This window comes from Brevundimonas sp., from assembly GCF_052436175.1.
Taxonomy (GTDB): domain Bacteria; phylum Pseudomonadota; class Alphaproteobacteria; order Caulobacterales; family Caulobacteraceae; genus Brevundimonas.
Genome location: NZ_JBQVNM010000028.1, coordinates 17,698 through 33,832 on the forward strand (window position 1 = coordinate 17,698; position 16,135 = coordinate 33,832).

General features: G+C 68.8%; 17 protein-coding genes. 7 read left to right on the forward strand and 10 right to left on the reverse strand.

Translation table 11 applies throughout. The features are described 5' to 3' along the window. Nucleotides 1-169 precede the first annotated feature (169 nt). Genes ACT6QK_RS08300 through ACT6QK_RS08310 form a run of 3 tightly spaced genes read right to left on the reverse strand, consistent with a single transcriptional unit; the run spans nt 170 to nt 3,170 of the window. Complete coding sequence (locus tag ACT6QK_RS08300) at nt 170-1,252, reverse strand: homocysteine S-methyltransferase family protein (RefSeq protein WP_444597356.1); 1,083 nt, start codon at nt 1,250-1,252, stop codon at nt 170-172. Next, entirely contained in the window at nt 1,249-2,196 is a 948-nt protein-coding gene (gene metF, locus ACT6QK_RS08305) for a methylenetetrahydrofolate reductase [NAD(P)H] (protein ID WP_444597357.1), read from the reverse strand. Before metF ends, ACT6QK_RS08300 begins: the two co-directional genes overlap by 4 nt. Then, nucleotides 2,196-3,170 (reverse strand): ArsR/SmtB family transcription factor, encoded by a 975-nt coding sequence (locus ACT6QK_RS08310; protein WP_444597358.1) that lies wholly within the window; start codon nt 3,168-3,170, stop codon nt 2,196-2,198. Before ACT6QK_RS08310 ends, metF begins: the two co-directional genes overlap by 1 nt. Nucleotides 3,171-3,315: 145 nt before the next feature. On the opposite strand from ACT6QK_RS08310, the gene ACT6QK_RS08315 reads away from it, so the two are divergent. Beyond that, the gene (locus ACT6QK_RS08315) at nt 3,316-3,864 is read left to right on the forward strand and encodes a hypothetical protein (protein ID WP_444597359.1); all 549 of its coding nucleotides are present in this window, start codon (nt 3,316-3,318) and stop codon (nt 3,862-3,864) included. Here ACT6QK_RS08315 and ACT6QK_RS08320 read toward each other — a convergent pair. The 5 genes from ACT6QK_RS08320 to ACT6QK_RS08340 form a co-directional block, all read right to left on the reverse strand. Next, nucleotides 3,861-4,790, reverse strand: a complete 930-nt coding sequence (locus ACT6QK_RS08320; RefSeq protein WP_444597360.1) for a 2-hydroxyacid dehydrogenase — start codon at nt 4,788-4,790, stop codon at nt 3,861-3,863. The two genes, ACT6QK_RS08315 and ACT6QK_RS08320, sit on opposite strands and share 4 nt — an antisense overlap. A 49-nt stretch (nt 4,791-4,839) precedes the next feature. Further along, entirely contained in the window at nt 4,840-5,841 is a 1,002-nt protein-coding gene (locus ACT6QK_RS08325) for a hypothetical protein (RefSeq protein WP_444597361.1), read from the reverse strand. A 98-nt stretch (nt 5,842-5,939) separates the two neighbouring features. Further along, nucleotides 5,940-7,607 carry an energy-dependent translational throttle protein EttA gene (ettA, locus tag ACT6QK_RS08330; protein WP_444597362.1) on the reverse strand — a complete coding sequence of 556 codons (1,668 nt, stop codon included), beginning with the start codon at nt 7,605-7,607 and terminating at the stop codon, nt 5,940-5,942. 128 nt (nt 7,608-7,735) lie between these two features. After that, on the reverse strand, nt 7,736-8,377 hold the full coding sequence (locus ACT6QK_RS08335) for an NrsF family protein (RefSeq protein ID WP_444597363.1): 642 nt from the start codon (nt 8,375-8,377) through the stop codon (nt 7,736-7,738). Further along, nucleotides 8,367-8,930 (reverse strand): sigma-70 family RNA polymerase sigma factor, encoded by a 564-nt coding sequence (locus ACT6QK_RS08340; RefSeq protein ID WP_444597364.1) that lies wholly within the window; start codon nt 8,928-8,930, stop codon nt 8,367-8,369. Before ACT6QK_RS08340 ends, ACT6QK_RS08335 begins: the two co-directional genes overlap by 11 nt. A gap of 163 nt (nt 8,931-9,093) precedes the next feature. Between ACT6QK_RS08340 and ACT6QK_RS08345 the strand changes: the two genes are divergently transcribed. From ACT6QK_RS08345 to ACT6QK_RS08360, 4 genes are read left to right on the forward strand one after another with little or no spacing between them, the layout of a single operon-like run. Continuing rightward, nucleotides 9,094-9,390, forward strand: a complete 297-nt coding sequence (locus ACT6QK_RS08345; RefSeq protein ID WP_444597365.1) for a BufA1 family periplasmic bufferin-type metallophore — start codon at nt 9,094-9,096, stop codon at nt 9,388-9,390. 32 nt (nt 9,391-9,422) lie between these two features. After that, nucleotides 9,423-10,331 carry an MNIO family bufferin maturase gene (gene bufB / locus ACT6QK_RS08350; RefSeq protein WP_444597366.1) on the forward strand — a complete coding sequence of 303 codons (909 nt, stop codon included), beginning with the start codon at nt 9,423-9,425 and terminating at the stop codon, nt 10,329-10,331. Beyond that, a complete protein-coding gene (locus tag ACT6QK_RS08355; protein ID WP_444597367.1) occupies nt 10,324-11,085 on the forward strand; it encodes an HvfC/BufC family peptide modification chaperone in 762 nt (253 codons plus the stop codon). Before bufB ends, ACT6QK_RS08355 begins: the two co-directional genes overlap by 8 nt. Continuing rightward, nucleotides 11,082-11,546: a DoxX family protein gene (locus ACT6QK_RS08360; RefSeq protein ID WP_444597368.1), complete on the forward strand. Its 465-nt coding sequence runs from the start codon at nt 11,082-11,084 to the stop codon at nt 11,544-11,546. The genes ACT6QK_RS08355 and ACT6QK_RS08360 overlap by 4 nt, the downstream gene beginning before the upstream one ends. Nucleotides 11,547-11,552: 6 nt before the next feature. On the opposite strand, the gene ACT6QK_RS08365 is transcribed toward ACT6QK_RS08360, so the two are convergent. Further along, nucleotides 11,553-12,164, reverse strand: a complete 612-nt coding sequence (locus ACT6QK_RS08365) for a TIGR02466 family protein (RefSeq protein WP_444597369.1) — start codon at nt 12,162-12,164, stop codon at nt 11,553-11,555. Nucleotides 12,165-12,401: 237 nt separating this feature from the next. On the opposite strand from ACT6QK_RS08365, the gene ACT6QK_RS08370 reads away from it, so the two are divergent. Then, complete coding sequence (locus ACT6QK_RS08370) at nt 12,402-13,745, forward strand: MATE family efflux transporter (RefSeq protein WP_444597370.1); 1,344 nt, start codon at nt 12,402-12,404, stop codon at nt 13,743-13,745. 129 nt (nt 13,746-13,874) lie between these two features. Next, on the forward strand, nt 13,875-15,578 hold the full coding sequence (gene metG, locus ACT6QK_RS08375; RefSeq protein ID WP_444597371.1) for a methionine--tRNA ligase: 1,704 nt from the start codon (nt 13,875-13,877) through the stop codon (nt 15,576-15,578). 6 nt (nt 15,579-15,584) lie between these two features. Here the strand turns inward: metG and ACT6QK_RS08380 are convergent, their stop codons facing one another. Then, nucleotides 15,585-16,064, reverse strand: coding sequence for a hypothetical protein (locus ACT6QK_RS08380; protein WP_444597372.1), 480 nt, complete (start codon nt 16,062-16,064; stop codon nt 15,585-15,587). Nucleotides 16,065-16,135: the final 71 nt, after the last annotated feature.

Here is a 16,135-nt window from a genome sequence, read left to right on the forward strand (position 1 = left end):
CCGGGGCCAGCCCCGACCTCCAACTCAGGCAGACCGGGCGGGGTGAAAACGAAGTCGGCGCCCGACGGGCGAGGATCTTCGCGCCACGGAACCGTGTCGTTCCACATTCTTCCGAAAGCGCGGACCTCTGAATTGAAGTAGTCAGCGGGCGCGGGATCGGGCTTGACCATCACGCCACCAGCTCGAACGGTTCCAGCCCCGACAGCCGCATGGCGACCGGCCGCTCCGGGATCTCGCGCGTCGGCAGTTTCGAGACCGCCTCGGCCGTGTGCCTGATGTGGTCCGGCGTCGTGCCGCAGCAGCCGCCGACGATGTTGACCAGACCGGACGCCGCCCATTCCTCAATGAAGTGGGCGGTCTCGTGCGGCTCTTCGTCGTACTGGCCCATGGCGTTGGGCAGGCCGGCGTTGGGATAGGCGGCGACCAGGGTGTCGGCGACCCGCGACAGCTCGGCGATGAAGGGCCGCATCAGGTCGGCGCCCAAGGCGCAGTTGAAGCCGACGGCGAAGGGCTTGGCGTGGCGCACGGAGTTCCAGAAGGCCTCGGCCGTCTGGCCCGACAGGGTCCGGCCCGAACGGGCGGTGATGGTGCCCGAAATCCAGTTCGGCAGGGGCTCCAGCCCCTCGTCCTCCCGGTCCTTGATAGCCTTGATGCTGGCCTTGCAGTTCAGCGTGTCGGTGATGGTCTCGATCAGATAGAGGTCGACCCCGCCTTCGTTCAGCGCCTTCACCTGATGGCGATAGGCCTCATAGACCTGGTCGAAGGTCACCAGCCGCGCGCCCGGATCGTTCACGTCCGACGACATCGACAGCATCTTGTTCAGCGGGCCGATCGAACCGGCGGCGAAGCGCGGCTTGTGCGGCTCCTTTTCGGTCCAGCGGTCGGCGGCGGCGCGGGCCAGTTTCGCCCCTTCCAGATTGATGTCCCAGACGGCCTGTTCGTCCAGTTTGTAGTCGTCCTGGGCGATGACGGTGGCCGAGAAGGTGTTGGTCTCCGAGATGTCGGCGCCGGCGGCGAAATACTGGTCGTGCAGGTCGGAAATAACGTCCGGCCGGGTCAGGCACAGGATGTCGTTGTTGCCCTTCATCTGGTCGCGTTCGTCATAGCCGTTGGCGGCCGTGAACCGGTCGCCGCGGAAGTCGACCTCTTCCAGCCCGCGCCGCTGGATCATCACGCCCCAGGAGCCGTCGAGAACCAGAACACGATCCTTGGCCGCCTGATGCAGGGCGGCGATGCGTTCGGCGCGGGTCATGCTGCAACCTTCTGTTCGCGGACGCCCAGCACGCGACAGATCGCATAGACCAGATCGGCCCGGTTCAGGGTGTAGAAGTGGAAGTCGGAAAAGCCCTCTTCCTGCAGCCGCGCACAGGTTTCGGCGGCGACCGAGGCGGCCAGCAGCTTGCGGGTCTCGGGATCGTCGTCCAGCCCGTCGAAGTGAGCGGCCAGCCATGCGGGAATGGAGGCGCCGCAGGCCGCGCTCATCCGCACCAGACCGTTGAAGTTGGACACGGGCATGATGCCGGGCAGGAGAGGGATGTCGATCCCGGCCGCACGGATCCGGTCGCGGTATCTCAGGAAGGCGTCGATGTCGAAGAAGAACTGGCTGATCGCCCGCGTCGCGCCTGCATCCACCTTGGCCTTCAGGACGTCGATATCGTGCTCGATCGACGGACTCTCGGGGTGGCGCTCGGGATAGGCGCCCACGGTGACGTCGAAGCCGCCGACGCGGCCGATGGCGGCGGTCAATTCCGTGGCGTTGGCGTAGCCATCCGCGCGCGGCTGATAGGCGCCCCCGATCCCCGAGGCGCCGGGCGGATCGCCGCGCAGGGCGACGATATGGTCCACCCCAATGGCCTTGTAGCTCTCGATCACCTCATCGACCTCGGCGCGGCTGGCCTCGACACAGGTCAGGTGGGCGGCGGGCTTCAGCGTCGTTTCCGTCAGCATGCGCTGGACGGTGCGGTGGGTGCGCTCGCGCGTGGAGCCCCCGGCGCCATAGGTCACCGAGACGAAGGCGGGGTTGAGCGGCTCCAGCCGGCGCACCGCCTCCCAGAGGCTCTCCTCGGCCTTGTCGGTCTTGGGCGGGAAGAATTCGAACGACACCCGCACGGGGTTGGCGTTGTCGCCGGCGCGCGCCACCGGCCCCAGGGGAGACAGAAGCAGGGCGCGGGCGGCGGCGAGGGAGGAGGCGGCCATCATGCGGTCTTTCGGTCCTGCTCCGAACGGCGCTCGGCCGTCCAGATCGTCACGGTCAGGCGCTCGGCGCCTGCATTAGGTTCGGGGGGCAGGGCGATCGGCGCCAGGGGCGTCAGCCCCGCGTCCGTCATCCAGCCGGCGATTTCCGTGTCGGCGAAGCCCAAGCGCCGGTGCTGGTGCGCCTCGCGCATGTGCTCGAAATCATGCGGGGCGAAGTCGATGATGACCAGCCGTCCGTCCGGGCTGACCAGACGCGCGGCCTCGGCGGCGGCGGCGGCGGGGTCAGTCAGGTAGTGCAGAACCTGATGGACGATCACCAGATCGGCGCTCTGGGACGGCAGGCGGGTGCCGAAGATGTCGCCGTGACGCAGTTCGACCCGGTCCAGGCCGGCGCGGCTGACGTTGGCGCGGGCGATGTTGAGCATGTTCTGGCTGAGATCCAGCCCGATCGACATCTTGGCCTTCTTGCCCAGCAGGGTCAGCATCCGGCCCGATCCGGTGCCGAGATCGACGACCCGCTCGAACGGACCAGGCCCGACCGCCTTCTCCAGCGCCGCCTCGACGGCGGTCTCGCTGACATAGAGGGAACGCAGGCGGTCCCACTGGGGCGCGACCTGTTCGAAATACCCGGCGGCGGCGGCCTCGCGTTCCTTGCGCACGGCGTCCAGCTGGCGATGGTCGGCCTCGCCCGCGTCGTCGGTCAGAATATCCAGAATGGTGTCCACCAGCCGCCGGGCCGAGGCGTCGTGCGACAGCCGGTAATAGACCCGCGCCCCGTCCGGGAAACGCTCGATCAGCCCGGCCTCGGTCAGCAGTTTCAGATGACGCGAGACGCGCGGCTGGCTCTGGTCCAGAATGCGCGACAGCTCCATCACCGACAGCTCCTCGGCCGCCAGCAGCGACAGCATGCGCAGGCGAGTGGGTTCGCCGGCGGCGCTCAGGGCTTCCACAGTCTGTTCGGCGGTCAGGGACATAAAATCATATAAAGATATCCTTATATGATTTGGCAAGCGCTAACGTGTTTCGGTCGTGAAACGCGAACGGCGGAGTGTCACCTTATAAGGGCGCGACGGAACGCCGTGGAACCGGCGTTCAAGGTCCACTGCAATGGAGTTCGCCATGAACCGTCTCGCCTTCCTCCCTGTTCTCGCCGCAGCCGCCGTGGCGTCGCTCGCGCCCGTCGCCGCCTCGGCCCAGTCGCGCAGCATGATCCCGCCGGAGACGCTGGAGGTCTTCCTCGGCCGACAGGACGTCATGTTCAACCGCATGGACGCCAATCAGGACGGCTTCGTCACCACCGAGGAGGTCGAGGCCGCCGCCGCGGCGATGCGCGCCCGGATGGGCGGCGGCGCCGGCGGCCCGCCCCCTGCACCCCCGGCCGGAGCGCCTGCTGGAGCGCCTCCCGGCGGACCCGGCGGCGGTCGCGGCGGCATGATGGGGCGAATGATCGCCGAGGCGGACACCGACGGCGACGGCAAGGTCAGTCGCGCCGAAATGCGCGCGGGCTCCACCAAACGCTTCCAGGAGATGGACAAGAACGCCGACGGCGTCCTGTCGGCCGACGAACGGCCCCAGGGCTTCGGCATGCGCGGCCCGGGCGGGGGCCAGGGCGGCGCGCCGGGCGGCGGCGCGCCCGTCCAGATCCCGATGGGCGACGAAGGAAACTAGCCGGCGACCGGCGTCCTCGGCGGGTTGCCGCCGAGGACGGCCGCGAGGTTCTGCATCAGCAGCATCAGCATGGCCTGAACCGATTCCTGGGTCGCGCCCGCCGTGTGCGGCGTCAGGACCGTGTTGGGCACATCGGCCCACAGCGCGGGATCGACCGGCTCCTGAACGAACACATCCAGCGCCGCTCCGCCCAGGGTTCCGGCCCTCAGGGCCTCGATCAGGGCCGGCTCGTCCACCACCTGCCCGCGAGAGACATTGACCAGCAGGCCGTTCGGTCCGACCGCCTCGATGATCTCGCGCGAGATCAGACCGGTGTTGCTGTCATCCACCTTGCAGGCGATCACCAGAATGTCGCTTTGCTTCGCCAAGGCTTCCAGACTGTCGGCGCGGGGCCAGTCGGCGGGCTTGTCGCGCGGCCCCCACCAACTCACCTCCATGCCGAAGGCGTCCGCCCGCCGGGCGAGCGCCTGACCGATCAGGCCCAGCCCCACGATCCCGACCTTCTGGCCTCTCAGCGACGGCGTCAGCACTCGCGTCTCGGCCGCCCAGCCGCCGCTGCGCAGCAGTCGCTCGCCCGAGGCCAGCCCACGCCGCGCCGAGATGATCAGCCCCAGGGCGTGATCGGCCACATCCTCATGGTTCACACCGGGGGCATGGGTGACGATCAGGCCTCGCGCGTGGCACCAGTCCACATCGATCCGGTCATAGCCTGAGGTGAAGCAGGCGACATGGATCAGGTTCGGCAGACCCTCGATCAGGGCCTTGTCCAGTTCGAACTCGCCCGCGACCACCAGGGCCCGGATGGCCTGCGCTGCCTCGATCGGCGGCCCCTCCCAGAAGCGATAGACGTCATAGGCGCCGTCGAGAAAGGCGGTGAGGGGCGCCAGATGGCGCTGCATGATGAGGACGGCGGGCCGCTGGGTCATGTTGCCAGATTAGGCGGATCGTGGCCGCATGACGAGCCTTTGCGGCGTCTTACCGACCGGTGCGTATGCCGTCGATCATGCGAGCCGAGGCGGTATTGGTCAGTTGCGCCACGCCCTCGCCCCAGCGGGCGGGGTCGGCCTGCAGGGTGTAGCGCCGGGTGGAGTTGGTGCCGATCCCGCCCAGGACGCCGATGACATTGGCCGCCAGCTCGGCCGCTCGCTGGCCCCCGGTGGTGCTGTCGCCGAAGGTGCCGTAGTCGCCTCCGACGGCCACCGGCTCGCGAAGGGTCGCCATCGCCACGCGGCCGTTCGGCGCATAGGCGAAGATCCTGGACACCTCGGGCACCAGGGCCAGGCCGGCCTTCACCGAAACAGCCGAAGAGTTGCGGAACCAGCCGCCGTAGGTCTCGGCGTTGGCGAAGTCGACGACGTAGAAGACGTTGACGACGGCCTCGCCGGCCGCGCGCGCATGGGCGGCGCCGCCCATACTGATGCCGATGGCGCTGCGATTGCCGCTGAAACCCGGCGCGCTGATCTGGCCCAGGGCCTCGCGCCCCAGCCACACGCCGCCGACGGCGGTGGGAGCGAAGACCTTGGCCTTGGCGCGGGAATCGCGCGCCAGAATGACGTCCCGCTCCATGCCGTTCTCGAGCGGCTGGGCATTGGCGCGCGTGAAGGCCTCGATCACCGCCGCCCGATCGCCGATCTGGTAGCCGGCGTTCGACAGCTGGCGCAGGAAGTCTTCATAGGCCGCGTCCGTGGCTTGCTGAAATTCTAGGTCGGACACACCCTCGAGTGCACTGCGCGCGGTTGAACGGCCGCCGAACCCGCCGCCCAGCAGGCCGCCGCCGGCGCGGGCGCGGTCGGTGCGGTCGGTCAGAAAGGCGACGATGAAACTGCCGATCACCACGCGGGTGACGCCGTTCAGGGCGGCGGCGTTGTCGATCTTCAGCGCCTGCGCCATGGCGGTTGTAGGGGCCGTCAGGGCAGCGCTCAGGGCGGCAACGGCGACGGCGCCCGTCATGGCGTCGCGGCGGGTCAGTGCGGTCATGGTCTGGCTCCATCGTCCTGTCGGTGATGGAGCGGGACTATGGAGACGGCGCGGCTGTCAGGCTCCTGACGAAGCCTGACAGCCGGAGGATCAGCCGATCAGCGACCGAACTTCTGGAACTTGATCCGGTGGGGGATCAGGGCGTCGGTGCCCAGGCGGCGCTTCTTGTCTTCTTCATAGGCTTCGAAGTTGCCTTCGAACCATTCGACGTGGCTGTCGCCCTCGAAGGCCAGGATGTGGGTGGCCAAGCGGTCCAGGAACCAGCGGTCGTGGGAGATGACCACGGCGCAGCCGGCGAACTCCTCCAGGGCCTCTTCGAGGTTCTGCAGGGTCTCGATGTCCAGGTCGTTGGTCGGTTCGTCGAGCAGGATCAGGTTGCCGCCCGAGGCCAGCGTCTTGGCCAGGTGGACGCGGTTGCGCTCACCGCCGGACAGTTGCCCGACCTTCTTCTGCTGGTCGCCGCCCTTGAAGTTGAAGCTGCCGACATAGGCGCGGGTGTTGATCTCGCGCTTGCCGACCATCATCACGTCAGTGCCGCCGCTGATGGCCTGCCAGATGGTCTCGTCGGGCTTCAGGTCGTCGCGCGACTGGTCGACATAGGCCAGCTTGACCGTTTCGCCGACCTTGATGGTGCCGCCGTCGGGCTGTTCCTGGCCGGTGATCAGCTTGAACATGGTCGACTTGCCGGCGCCGTTGGGGCCGATCACGCCGACGATGCCATTGGGGGGCAGGCGGAAGGTCAGGTTGTCGAACAGCACCTTGTCGCCATAGGTCTTCTGCAGACCCTCGACCTCCAGCACGACGTTGCCGAGGCGCGGTCCGGGCGGGATCTGGATGTGGGCGTGGGTCTGGGCGCCGCGCATGCTCTCCTGCTCGTCCACCATCCGCTCATAGGCGGCCAGACGGGCCTTGGACTTGGCCTGGCGGGCCTTGGCGCCCGAGCGGACCCATTCCAGCTCGCGGGTGAGGGCGCGCTGGCGGGCTTCGGATTCCGACTGTTCCTGAACGACACGCTTGGTCTTGGCCTCCAGCCACGAGGAATAGTTGCCCTCGTGCGGATGGCCCTTGCCGCGGTCCAGCTCCAGCGTCCACTTGGTCACCTGATCCAGGAAGTAACGGTCGTGGGTGACGAGGATCACGCAGCCGGGGAAGTTTTCCAGGTGGTGCTGCAGCCAGGCCACCGACTCGGCGTCCAGGTGGTTGGTCGGTTCGTCCATCAGCAGCATGTCGGGCTTGGACAGCAGCAGGCGGGCTAGGGCCACGCGACGCTTCTCACCGCCCGACAGGTTAGTGACTTCCCAGTCGTCCGGCGGGCAGCGCAGGGCGTCCATGGCCATCTCGATGCGGCTGTCGATATCCCAGACGTCGCCGGCGTCGATCTTCTCCTGGAGGGCGGTCATCTCCTCCATCAGTTCGTCCGAGTATTCCTCGGCCATTTCCATGGCGATGGCGTTGAAGCGGTTGACCCACTGCTTCTCCTCACACCAGGCCTCGACGTTCTCGCGGACGTTCAGGTTCGGGTCGAGCTGCGGCTCCTGCTCCAGATAGCCGCGCTTGATCCCGTCGGCGGCCTTGGCTTCGCCGGTGAACTCTGTGTCCAGACCGGCCATGATCTTCAGCAGGGTGGACTTGCCCGAGCCGTTGACCCCGACCACGCCGATCTTGGCGTCGTTGTAGAAGCTCAGCCAGATGTTCTCGAAAATCTTCTTGCCGCCGGGGAAGGTCTTGGTCAGACCCTGCATCTGGAAAATATATTGCTGCGCCATGAGGCGGTGCGCCCTGTCGTTCGTGCGAATGGGGAGGTAGGCGCGGGATGTAGCGACCGGGACGCCTTAGGGCAAATCCATAGGGGCGCCGCGCGGCGGAATGAGGGCAGGGTGGACGTCGCCGCCGCCTACCAGCGGAAGGCGAACCGTCCGATCACCGCCCCGCCGATCACCGCCAGGGTCATGCCGAGGGTGTACCAGACCGCGACGAAGGCGGCCGTGTGCTCGGGGCAGTGCAGGCCATAGAGGGTCGTCGCGAGGCCGCCGGTCAGTAGGCCCGCCGCCGCGCCCGCCAGCATCGGGCGCGTCGGGGCGAAGGCGCGGGCGGCCCAGAAGACCAGAGGCGCGGCCAGGGCGCTGAGGAGGGCGATATTGGGCGCGCAGATGCGGGCGCTGTCGCCCATGACGGCGGGCATCCGCTCGGGCATGGGCATGGCGAAGAGCTCGAACAGCGCCAGGCCCGCCGCCATGGCCAGAGTCAGGCCCAGCAGGATCAGCGGCTCGCGCACCCGGGCGCCCGGCCGGCCCAGTCGGGCCAGCAGCCAGAAACCGGCGGCCGTCATCACGGCCGTATAGGCCGCCTTGGCCCAGAAGGTCGGGCCCCGCATGGCCGGCAGAAGGTCGGGCCGAAAGCCGAGCCACAGGCCGACCGCGACCAGCACCAGCAGCCCGGCGGGGATCAGGCACAGCAGCAGGCGGCGATCCAGCCGCCGCGACGAGGCGGCCGGCAGGTCGGTCGACAGGGCCTGGATCAGGTCGTCAGTCTTCATCGGCGGGGCCTCCGTCGCTGGCGGGGGCGAATTTGGCGTTCAGGGACTTCATGGAGCGATGCAGGCTGACCTTGGCGGCGGCGACCGAATAGCCGTGACGTTCGGCCGCCTCGGCGACCGACAGGCCGCGCAACCGCACGTCCTCGATCAGACGTCGCTGGCGCAGCGGCAGGAGGGACAGGCAGCGGCCGAGGTCCCAGCGCGCGGCGCCGTCCTCGACCGTGTGATCAGCGAACAGTTCGGCGGCCTCTTCCAGCGGATGGGTGGGGCGGCGGCCCTGAAGGCGCAGATGGTCGATCAGCTTGTGGCGCGCTACGGCATAGGCCCAGGCCGTGAACGGCTGGCGCGGGTCCCAGGTGGCGCGCTTGGCGTGAATGGCGATCAGGGTCTCCTGCACGAGGTCCTCGGCGTCGGAAGCGTCGCCGAACAGGCGCCGCGCGAAAAAGGGTCGAAGGTGGCCGCCCATCTCGGTGAGAAGCACGCGCCAGGCCGCCGCGTCGCCGTCGAGGCCACGCGTCATCAGCGACTTCAGATGGGCTTCACGATCGGTCACGGTCAGACCCGACTACGCCCGGGGGCAAGCCCAGGTTACACGCGGTCGGAAAGAAATCCTCCAGACGATTTTTCGCCAGCGCGGCTGTAACCGGCGGCGTGGAGCGGACGAATGCCGAGGTGTCCGGTCGTGGTGACCGGTCGTCACAACAAGGACATCTCCGATGAACCGCAACCACGTCGCCCTCGGCCTCGCCGCCGCCGCCCTCAGCGCCGGTCTTGCCCAGGCCGCCGCCGCCCAGAACAGCAACAACCCGCAGGCTCGCCCCGCGACCGAGAAATGCTATGGCGTCGCCTTGGCGGGCAAGAACGACTGCGCCGCCGGCCCCGGCACGACCTGCGCCGGCACCTCGGTGCGCGACTATCAGGGCAATGCCTGGAAGAACGTCCCGGCCGGCACCTGCACCAGCATCCGCACGCCGCGCGGCGCCGGCTCCTTGACCCCGATCGCCGGTCGCTGATCGGATCGGCGATTAACCCCGGACCGTCCGTCATGCCGCCCCCCACACCCACGGTCCCGGAGCAGATCGCTCCGGGCCCCACGGCAGGTCTCGGGCTGAAGCCGCGTCACTATGGCGAGGCCCTGGCCGAGACGGCGGACGGTCTGTGGTTCGAGGTCCACCCCGAGAACTACATGGTCGAGGGCGGACCGCGTCTGGCCTGGCTGGAGGCGATCCGCCGCGACAAGCCCCTGTCCCTGCACGGGGTCGGCCTGTCGCTGGCGGGCGACGCCCCGCCGGACCCGGACCACCTGGCCCGGCTGAAGGCCCTGGCCGATCGCTACGAGCCCTTCGTCATGTCGGAGCATCTGGCCTGGTCCCGCCAGGACGGGATCTATTTTCCCGACCTGCTGCCTATCGTCCGCACCCGGGCGGCCTTGCAGCGCGTGTGCGACAACGTCAGCCGCGCCCAGGACGTTCTGGGACGGCGGCTGCTGATCGAAAACCCTTCCCACTATCTGGCCCTGTCGGGTCACGACTATGAAGAGCCCGAGTTTCTGGCCGAGATGGCCCGGCGGACAGGCTGCGGCCTGCTGCTGGACATCAACAACGTCCATGTCAGCGCCAACAATCCCAGAACCTCGGCCGAGGCCTGGCTGGACGCCTTGCCGGGCGATCTGGTGGGCGAGATCCATCTGGCGGGTCATGCGCCGGACCCGGACCGGGGCGCGGCCCTGCTGATCGACACCCACGGCGCCCCGATCGACGCCGCCGTCTGGGCTCTCTACCGGCGCACCATCGCCCGGATCGGACCGAGGCCCACCCTCATCGAACGCGACGAGGCCGTGCCGGCCTTTGCTGAACTGATGGCCGAACGCGACCTGGCCGCCGCCTTGCTGGCCGACGCGGTCTTGACCCGCGCCGCCGCTCGGCCGCGGCAACCGGAGCGCCTGCATGCCTGAGCCCTTCCACACCGCCTTCGCCGACGCCGTCGCCGGTCGGGACGCGGAGTTGCATCCCTGGCTGGCGGACGCCGACGCCGGGCCCCTGGCCGTCTATCGCAACACGGTGGCCAAGGGACGAATCGACGCCCTGGCGGCCCTGTTCCCGACGATCGAGCGGCTGGTGGGGCAGGACTGGTTCCGGGACGCGGCCCTGATCTTCAGCCGCGCACATCCTCCGGTCGGACCCGTGCTGGACGAGTATGGAGCCGAATTCCCGGCCTGGCTGGCGACGTTCGGTCCGGCGCGGGATCTGCCCTATCTGGCGCCGGTCGCCCGGCTCGATCTGGCCTGGGGCGAGGCCCACCGGGCGGCGGATGCGCCCGTGCTCGACGCACGGGCTGTTGCAGGCGTGCCGACCGACCGGATGTTCGCGGCGCACGCCGTCCTGCATCCCTCGGTGCGGCTGTTCGACTTCGATTGGACCGCTCCGTCGGTTTGGCTGGCCAACCGGCCGGAGCTCCAGACCGACGCCGAGCCCGTCTGGGACCGCCAGCCCGAGGCCCTGGCGATCTACCGCCCCTCATGGACGGTCGAGGCGCGACGCCTGACCCCGGCCGAATGGCGGCTGCTGGACGGCTGCCGGCGCGGATCCAGCCTGGGTCAAGCGGCCCTCCTCGCCATGGGGCGCGAGCCCGGCCTCGACCTGGCGCGACTGTTTTCCGGACTGGTGCAGGCCGGTCTGTTCACCCGACTGGAGCTTGACGCCCGATGACCGCGACCGACCTCGACCGCCCCGCCGCAACGCCGCATCTGACCGCCGCCGTGGAGCGTTGGAGCGCCCGGCTTCTGCCGCAGTGGGCGTTGAGCCTCATCATCCGGGTCGCCATCGCCGCACCCTTCTTCCTGTCGGGTCGGACCAAGGTCGACGGCCTTCTGCACATCGCCGACGGAACCTATATGCTGTTCGCCGACGAATACCGGGTGCCGCTGATCCCAAGCGACATCGCCGCCCATCTGGCCACCTATTCGGAGCATCTGTTCCCGATCCTGATCGTTGTCGGCCTGCTGACCCGGGTCTCGGCCCTGGCCCTGCTGGGCATGACCCTGGTGATCGAGGTCTTCGTCTATCCCCTGGGCTGGCCGACCCATCTGCTGTGGGCGGCGCTGCTGCTCTACCTGATCCGCTTCGGCGCCGGGCCGGTCAGTCTGGACCGGCTGCTGAAGTGGCCCTGAGCCTCGTCAGGCGTAGTTGAAGCTGATCGAGATGCGGTCGGACTTCGCCAGATTGACCGGCACCTCATGTCTCAGCCAGCTTTCCCAAATCAGCACCGTGCCGGGGGCGGGCTTCAGGTAGACGAAGGGCTGTTCAGTCTCCGGCGCGTCGGTCGCCACGCCCGGACGGGCCATCATCATGGCCAGGCGCGGGTCCTCCAGCTTCAGGGCCGAGGCGCCGGGCGGGGTCTCCACATAGACCGTGCCCGACAGGAAGGCGTGGGGGTGGATGTGGCCGGTGTGTCCGCCGCCGGGCTTGAGGATGTTGACCCACAGGTTTTCCAGCCTCGGCTTCCTCGCCAGATCGAAGTTGAGCGCCCTGGCATAGGCGAGGGCGTGCTTGTCCAGATGCCGCTTTAGTTCGGCGAACTCGGGCATCCGGTTGGGCAGGTCGTTCAGCGATCCGTAGGAAGTGTAGCCGCGATAGGCGTGGGCCCGGCACCAGGCGCGGCCCGCCCCGTCCTCTTCGGCCAGCATGCGGCAGGCCTCGGCCAGTTCGGCGTTGAAGGCCGCGAAGCCAGGGGCGGCGGCCAGACTGGCCTCATAGACCTGGGTGACGAAGAGGGGGCGCAGGGACATCTGGATTCCCGTCAGCCTCGGGCTTGACCCGGGGATCGGAGGTTGGGGCGAAACGGGCGTCGAAGACCGGGTGCGGGAGTTGCGGGCGTGTGCCGCTTCCTCTCACTGCCTAGGGACCGTCCGGCCCTCGGGTCAAGCCCGAGGGTGACGGGCGGTGTGCGCCGACCGAAGCCTTATCCACTCATAAGCAGCCCCTGTGTTGACCTCCGACGCGGCCCGTGGTCTGGGCCGCGTCCCATGTTCGCCCTCAGTCCCGACAACCGCATCGCCGTTCGCGCCCTCCTGACCCTGGCCTGGCCGGTGGTGATGGCGCGTATCGGCATCATGGTCATGGGTCTGACCGACGCCTTGGTGGTGGGGAACTACTCCGGGACCGAGTTGGCCTTCCACGCCCTGGCCTGGGCGCCGACGTCGATCGTGGTGACGACCGGGGTGGGGCTGATGCTCGGGGTGCAGGTCATGACCGCCCGCCTGCTGGGCGAGGGCCGCCGGGCCGAGGTCGGGTCGGTGCTGAGGCGCGGCACGGCCTATGCCCTGCAGATCGGCGTGGTCTCTATGATCGGCATGATCCTCATCGGGCCGTGGGGGCTGCACCACATGGGTCTGGCGCCGGGTCTGGCGGAGGGGGCGTCGCCGGCCCTGATCGTCTTCTCCCTGTCGATGCCGGCCTATCTGATCAGCGTGGCGGGCCAGTTCTTCCTCGAAGCCATGGGCAGGCCCAAGCCGGGCATGTGGGCCATGTGGATCGCCAATGGGGTCAATCTGGCGCTGAACCTGCTGCTGGTGCCCGATGTTCTGGGGCTGGGCGTCGACGGCGCCTTCGCCTCGGCCTGGGCGACCTTCTTCGCGCGGGCGGCGCTGGCGGTGTTTCTGGTCATTTACATCCTGCGCCTGCCGGAGGCGCGGGCCTTGGGCGTGTTCAACAAGCCGGTGCGCGACCGGCCCGCCGAGCGCGAACAGCGCAAGGTCGGGTACGGCGCCGGCTCCAGCTACTTCATCGAGGTCGGCGCCTTCGCGGCCATGACCTTCATCGCCGGTCAGCTGGGGGCGGTGGAGACGACGGCCTGGACCATCGTGCTCAATATCTCGGCCATCGTCTTCATGGTGCCGCTCGGCATGGCTTCGGCCACGGCGGTGCTGGTCGGCCGCGCCTATGGGGCGAGGGACAGGGCGGGGGTGATGCGCGCGGGGGTCGTCTCGATCGTCACCGCCACGGTGCTGGCGACCCTGATCGCCCTGTTCATCTGGCCGACCGCGCCCTGGCTGGCGGCCGCCTACAACCGGGACGCGGCGCTTCTGGCGGTGGCCACGCCCGCCATCGTCCTGTCGACGCTCTTCTTTGTCGCCGACGCCATTCAGGTGGTGGCGGCCCAGGCCAACCGCGCGGCTGGCGACGTCTGGTGGCCGACCATCCTGCATTTCGTCGCCTATTCCGCCATCATGATGCCGCTCGGCTGGTGGCTGGCGCACCGAATGGGCGTCGACGGGCTGGTCTGGGCGGTCATCGTCGCCAGTCTGATCTCGGGGACGCTGCTGACGGCGCGGTTCCTCAGGGTGGCGCGGCGCCTGCCGGCGCAGTGAACAGGGATTAGGGATTAGGGATTAGGGATTAGGGGCGAGGTAGCGGCGCGCGGGGTTGCGATATGGGCTCGCACTCGCCACTAACCACTGCTTCCCTAATCCCTAATCCCTAATCCCTCACTGGATCCCATGTCCCGCATCCTGATCACCTCGGCCCTGCCGTACATCAACGGCATCAAGCATCTGGGGAATCTGGCGGGCTCTATGCTGCCGGCCGACGTCTGGGCGCGGTTCAAGCGGGCGCAGGGCCATGACGTCCTCTATGTCTGCGCCACCGACGAGCACGGCACCCCGGCCGAGCTGGCCGCCGCCGCCGCCGGTCAGGACGTCCAGACCTATTGCGACGAACAGCATGAGGTCCAGAAACGGGCAGGGGAGGCGTTCGGCCTCAGCTTCGACGTCTTCGGCCGTTCGTCGAGGGCGCCGAACCGCCGCCTGACCCAGTATTTCGCAGCCAAACTGGAAGAGAACGGCCTGATCGAGGAGCGGGTGGACCGGATGGTCTATTCGATCGACGACGCCCGCTTCCTGCCCGACCGCTATGTCGAGGGGACCTGTCCTCACTGCGGCCATGTCGGGGCGCGCGGCGACCAGTGCGACAACTGCGGCCGCCTGCTGGACCCGACCGACCTGATCGACCCCTATTCGGCCATTTCCGGCAGCCGCAATCTGGAGGTGCGCGACACCCGCCACCTCTATCTGCTGCAGACCAAGCTGGAACAGCCGATCCGCGACTGGATCGACAGCCGTCAGGGCTGGCAGCCTCTGGCCAAGTCCATCGCCCTGAAACACCTCGACGAGGGTCTGATCGACCGGGGCGTCACACGGGATCTGAAATGGGGCGTGCCCGTGGTCGGTCCCGACGGCGGACCGCGCCCGGGCATGGAGGGCAAGGTCTTCTACGTCTGGTTCGACGCCCCCATCGAATACATCGGCGCGACCGAGGAATGGGCCGAGGCGACCGGCGGCGACTGGCGGTCCTGGTGGCGTCTCGACGAAGGCGCCGACGACGTCCGCTACGTCCAGTTCATGGGCAAGGACAATGTCGCCTTCCACACCGTCAGCTTCCCCGCGACGATCATCGGTTCGGGCGAACCGTGGAAGACGGTGGACCAGCTCAAGGCCTTCAACTGGCTGAACTGGTACGGCGACAAGTTCTCGACGTCCCAGAAGCGCGGCGTCTTCATGGACCAGGCGCTGGAGCTGCTGCCTGCCGACTACTGGCGCTGGTTCCTGACCGCCTATGGGCCCGAGCATTCGGACGCGGCCTTCACCTGGGAGCAGTTCCAGTCGGCGACGAACAAGGATCTGGCCGACGTCCTGGGCAACTTCGTCAACCGCATCGTCAAGTTCACGGAATCCAAGTTCGACGGCGTCGTCCCTGATGGCGGCGAGCCCGGTCTGCTCGAAGAGAAGCTGGCCGCCGACATGGCCGCCGCCGTGGCGGAGGCGACCGACCTGTTCGAGGCCATGGAGTTCCGCAAGGCCGCCGCCGCCGTCCGCGCCGCCTGGGTTCTGGGCAACGAATACCTTCAGGAGGCGGCGCCCTGGACCGCGCTGAAGACCGACCGCGACCGCGCCGCCGTCGTGGTGCGCACGGGCCTGAGCCTCGTGGCCCTGTTCGCCCGCCTGTCCGCCCCGATCCTGCCCTTCACCGCGCCGAAGATCGGCGAGACGGTCGGAGCGACGGACCTCAGCTGGCCGGGTGCGGGCGAGGACCTGTTCGCAGCGGTGCAGGCCGGCGACACGGTCGCGGCCCCCGCCGTCCTCTTCGCCAAGATCGAGGACGCCCAGGTGGCGGAATGGTCGGAGCGGTTCGGCGGCGCCGGCTGAGGCCGTTCAGGGGTTTGGCAGGCCCAGCAGCGCGGCGGGCGCACCGTGTTCCTCCGGCCATCCGGCCCAGGCGACGTCGGTCGGGCCGATGACGAAGTCGACGACGGTCCAGCGCTGCTCGCGCCGCTGCATCAGGGCGTAAAGGGTCGGGCCGTCGAACACCCCTTGGTCAATCGCCTCGCGATAACGGGTGGAGCGGAAGTCGATCTCGCGGCCGTCGGGCCTTTGCGGACGGGCGACGACATAGGCCCAGTCGCCTTGGATCCGCAGGGTCGCCACCACGAACTTCACCGACTGGCCCAGATCCGCGACGATGGCCGGGCGCAGGGCGTTGAGCAGCACCGGGCGCAGGGGATCGGAGGCGCCCACGTCGCGGGCGGTGGCCGCCGCTGCCGGAGACTGCGCCAGCACCGGCGCCGGAACGAGCGCCGCCGTCAGGGCCATGAGGGCCGCCGCGCTGCCGAGGAAAACGTCGCGGCCGGCCATCCTCAACCTCCCCCGGTCGTCGCTGCGGGGGGCGCGGTCTCGGCGGGCGGAGGCAGGGCCGAGCCTGGGGC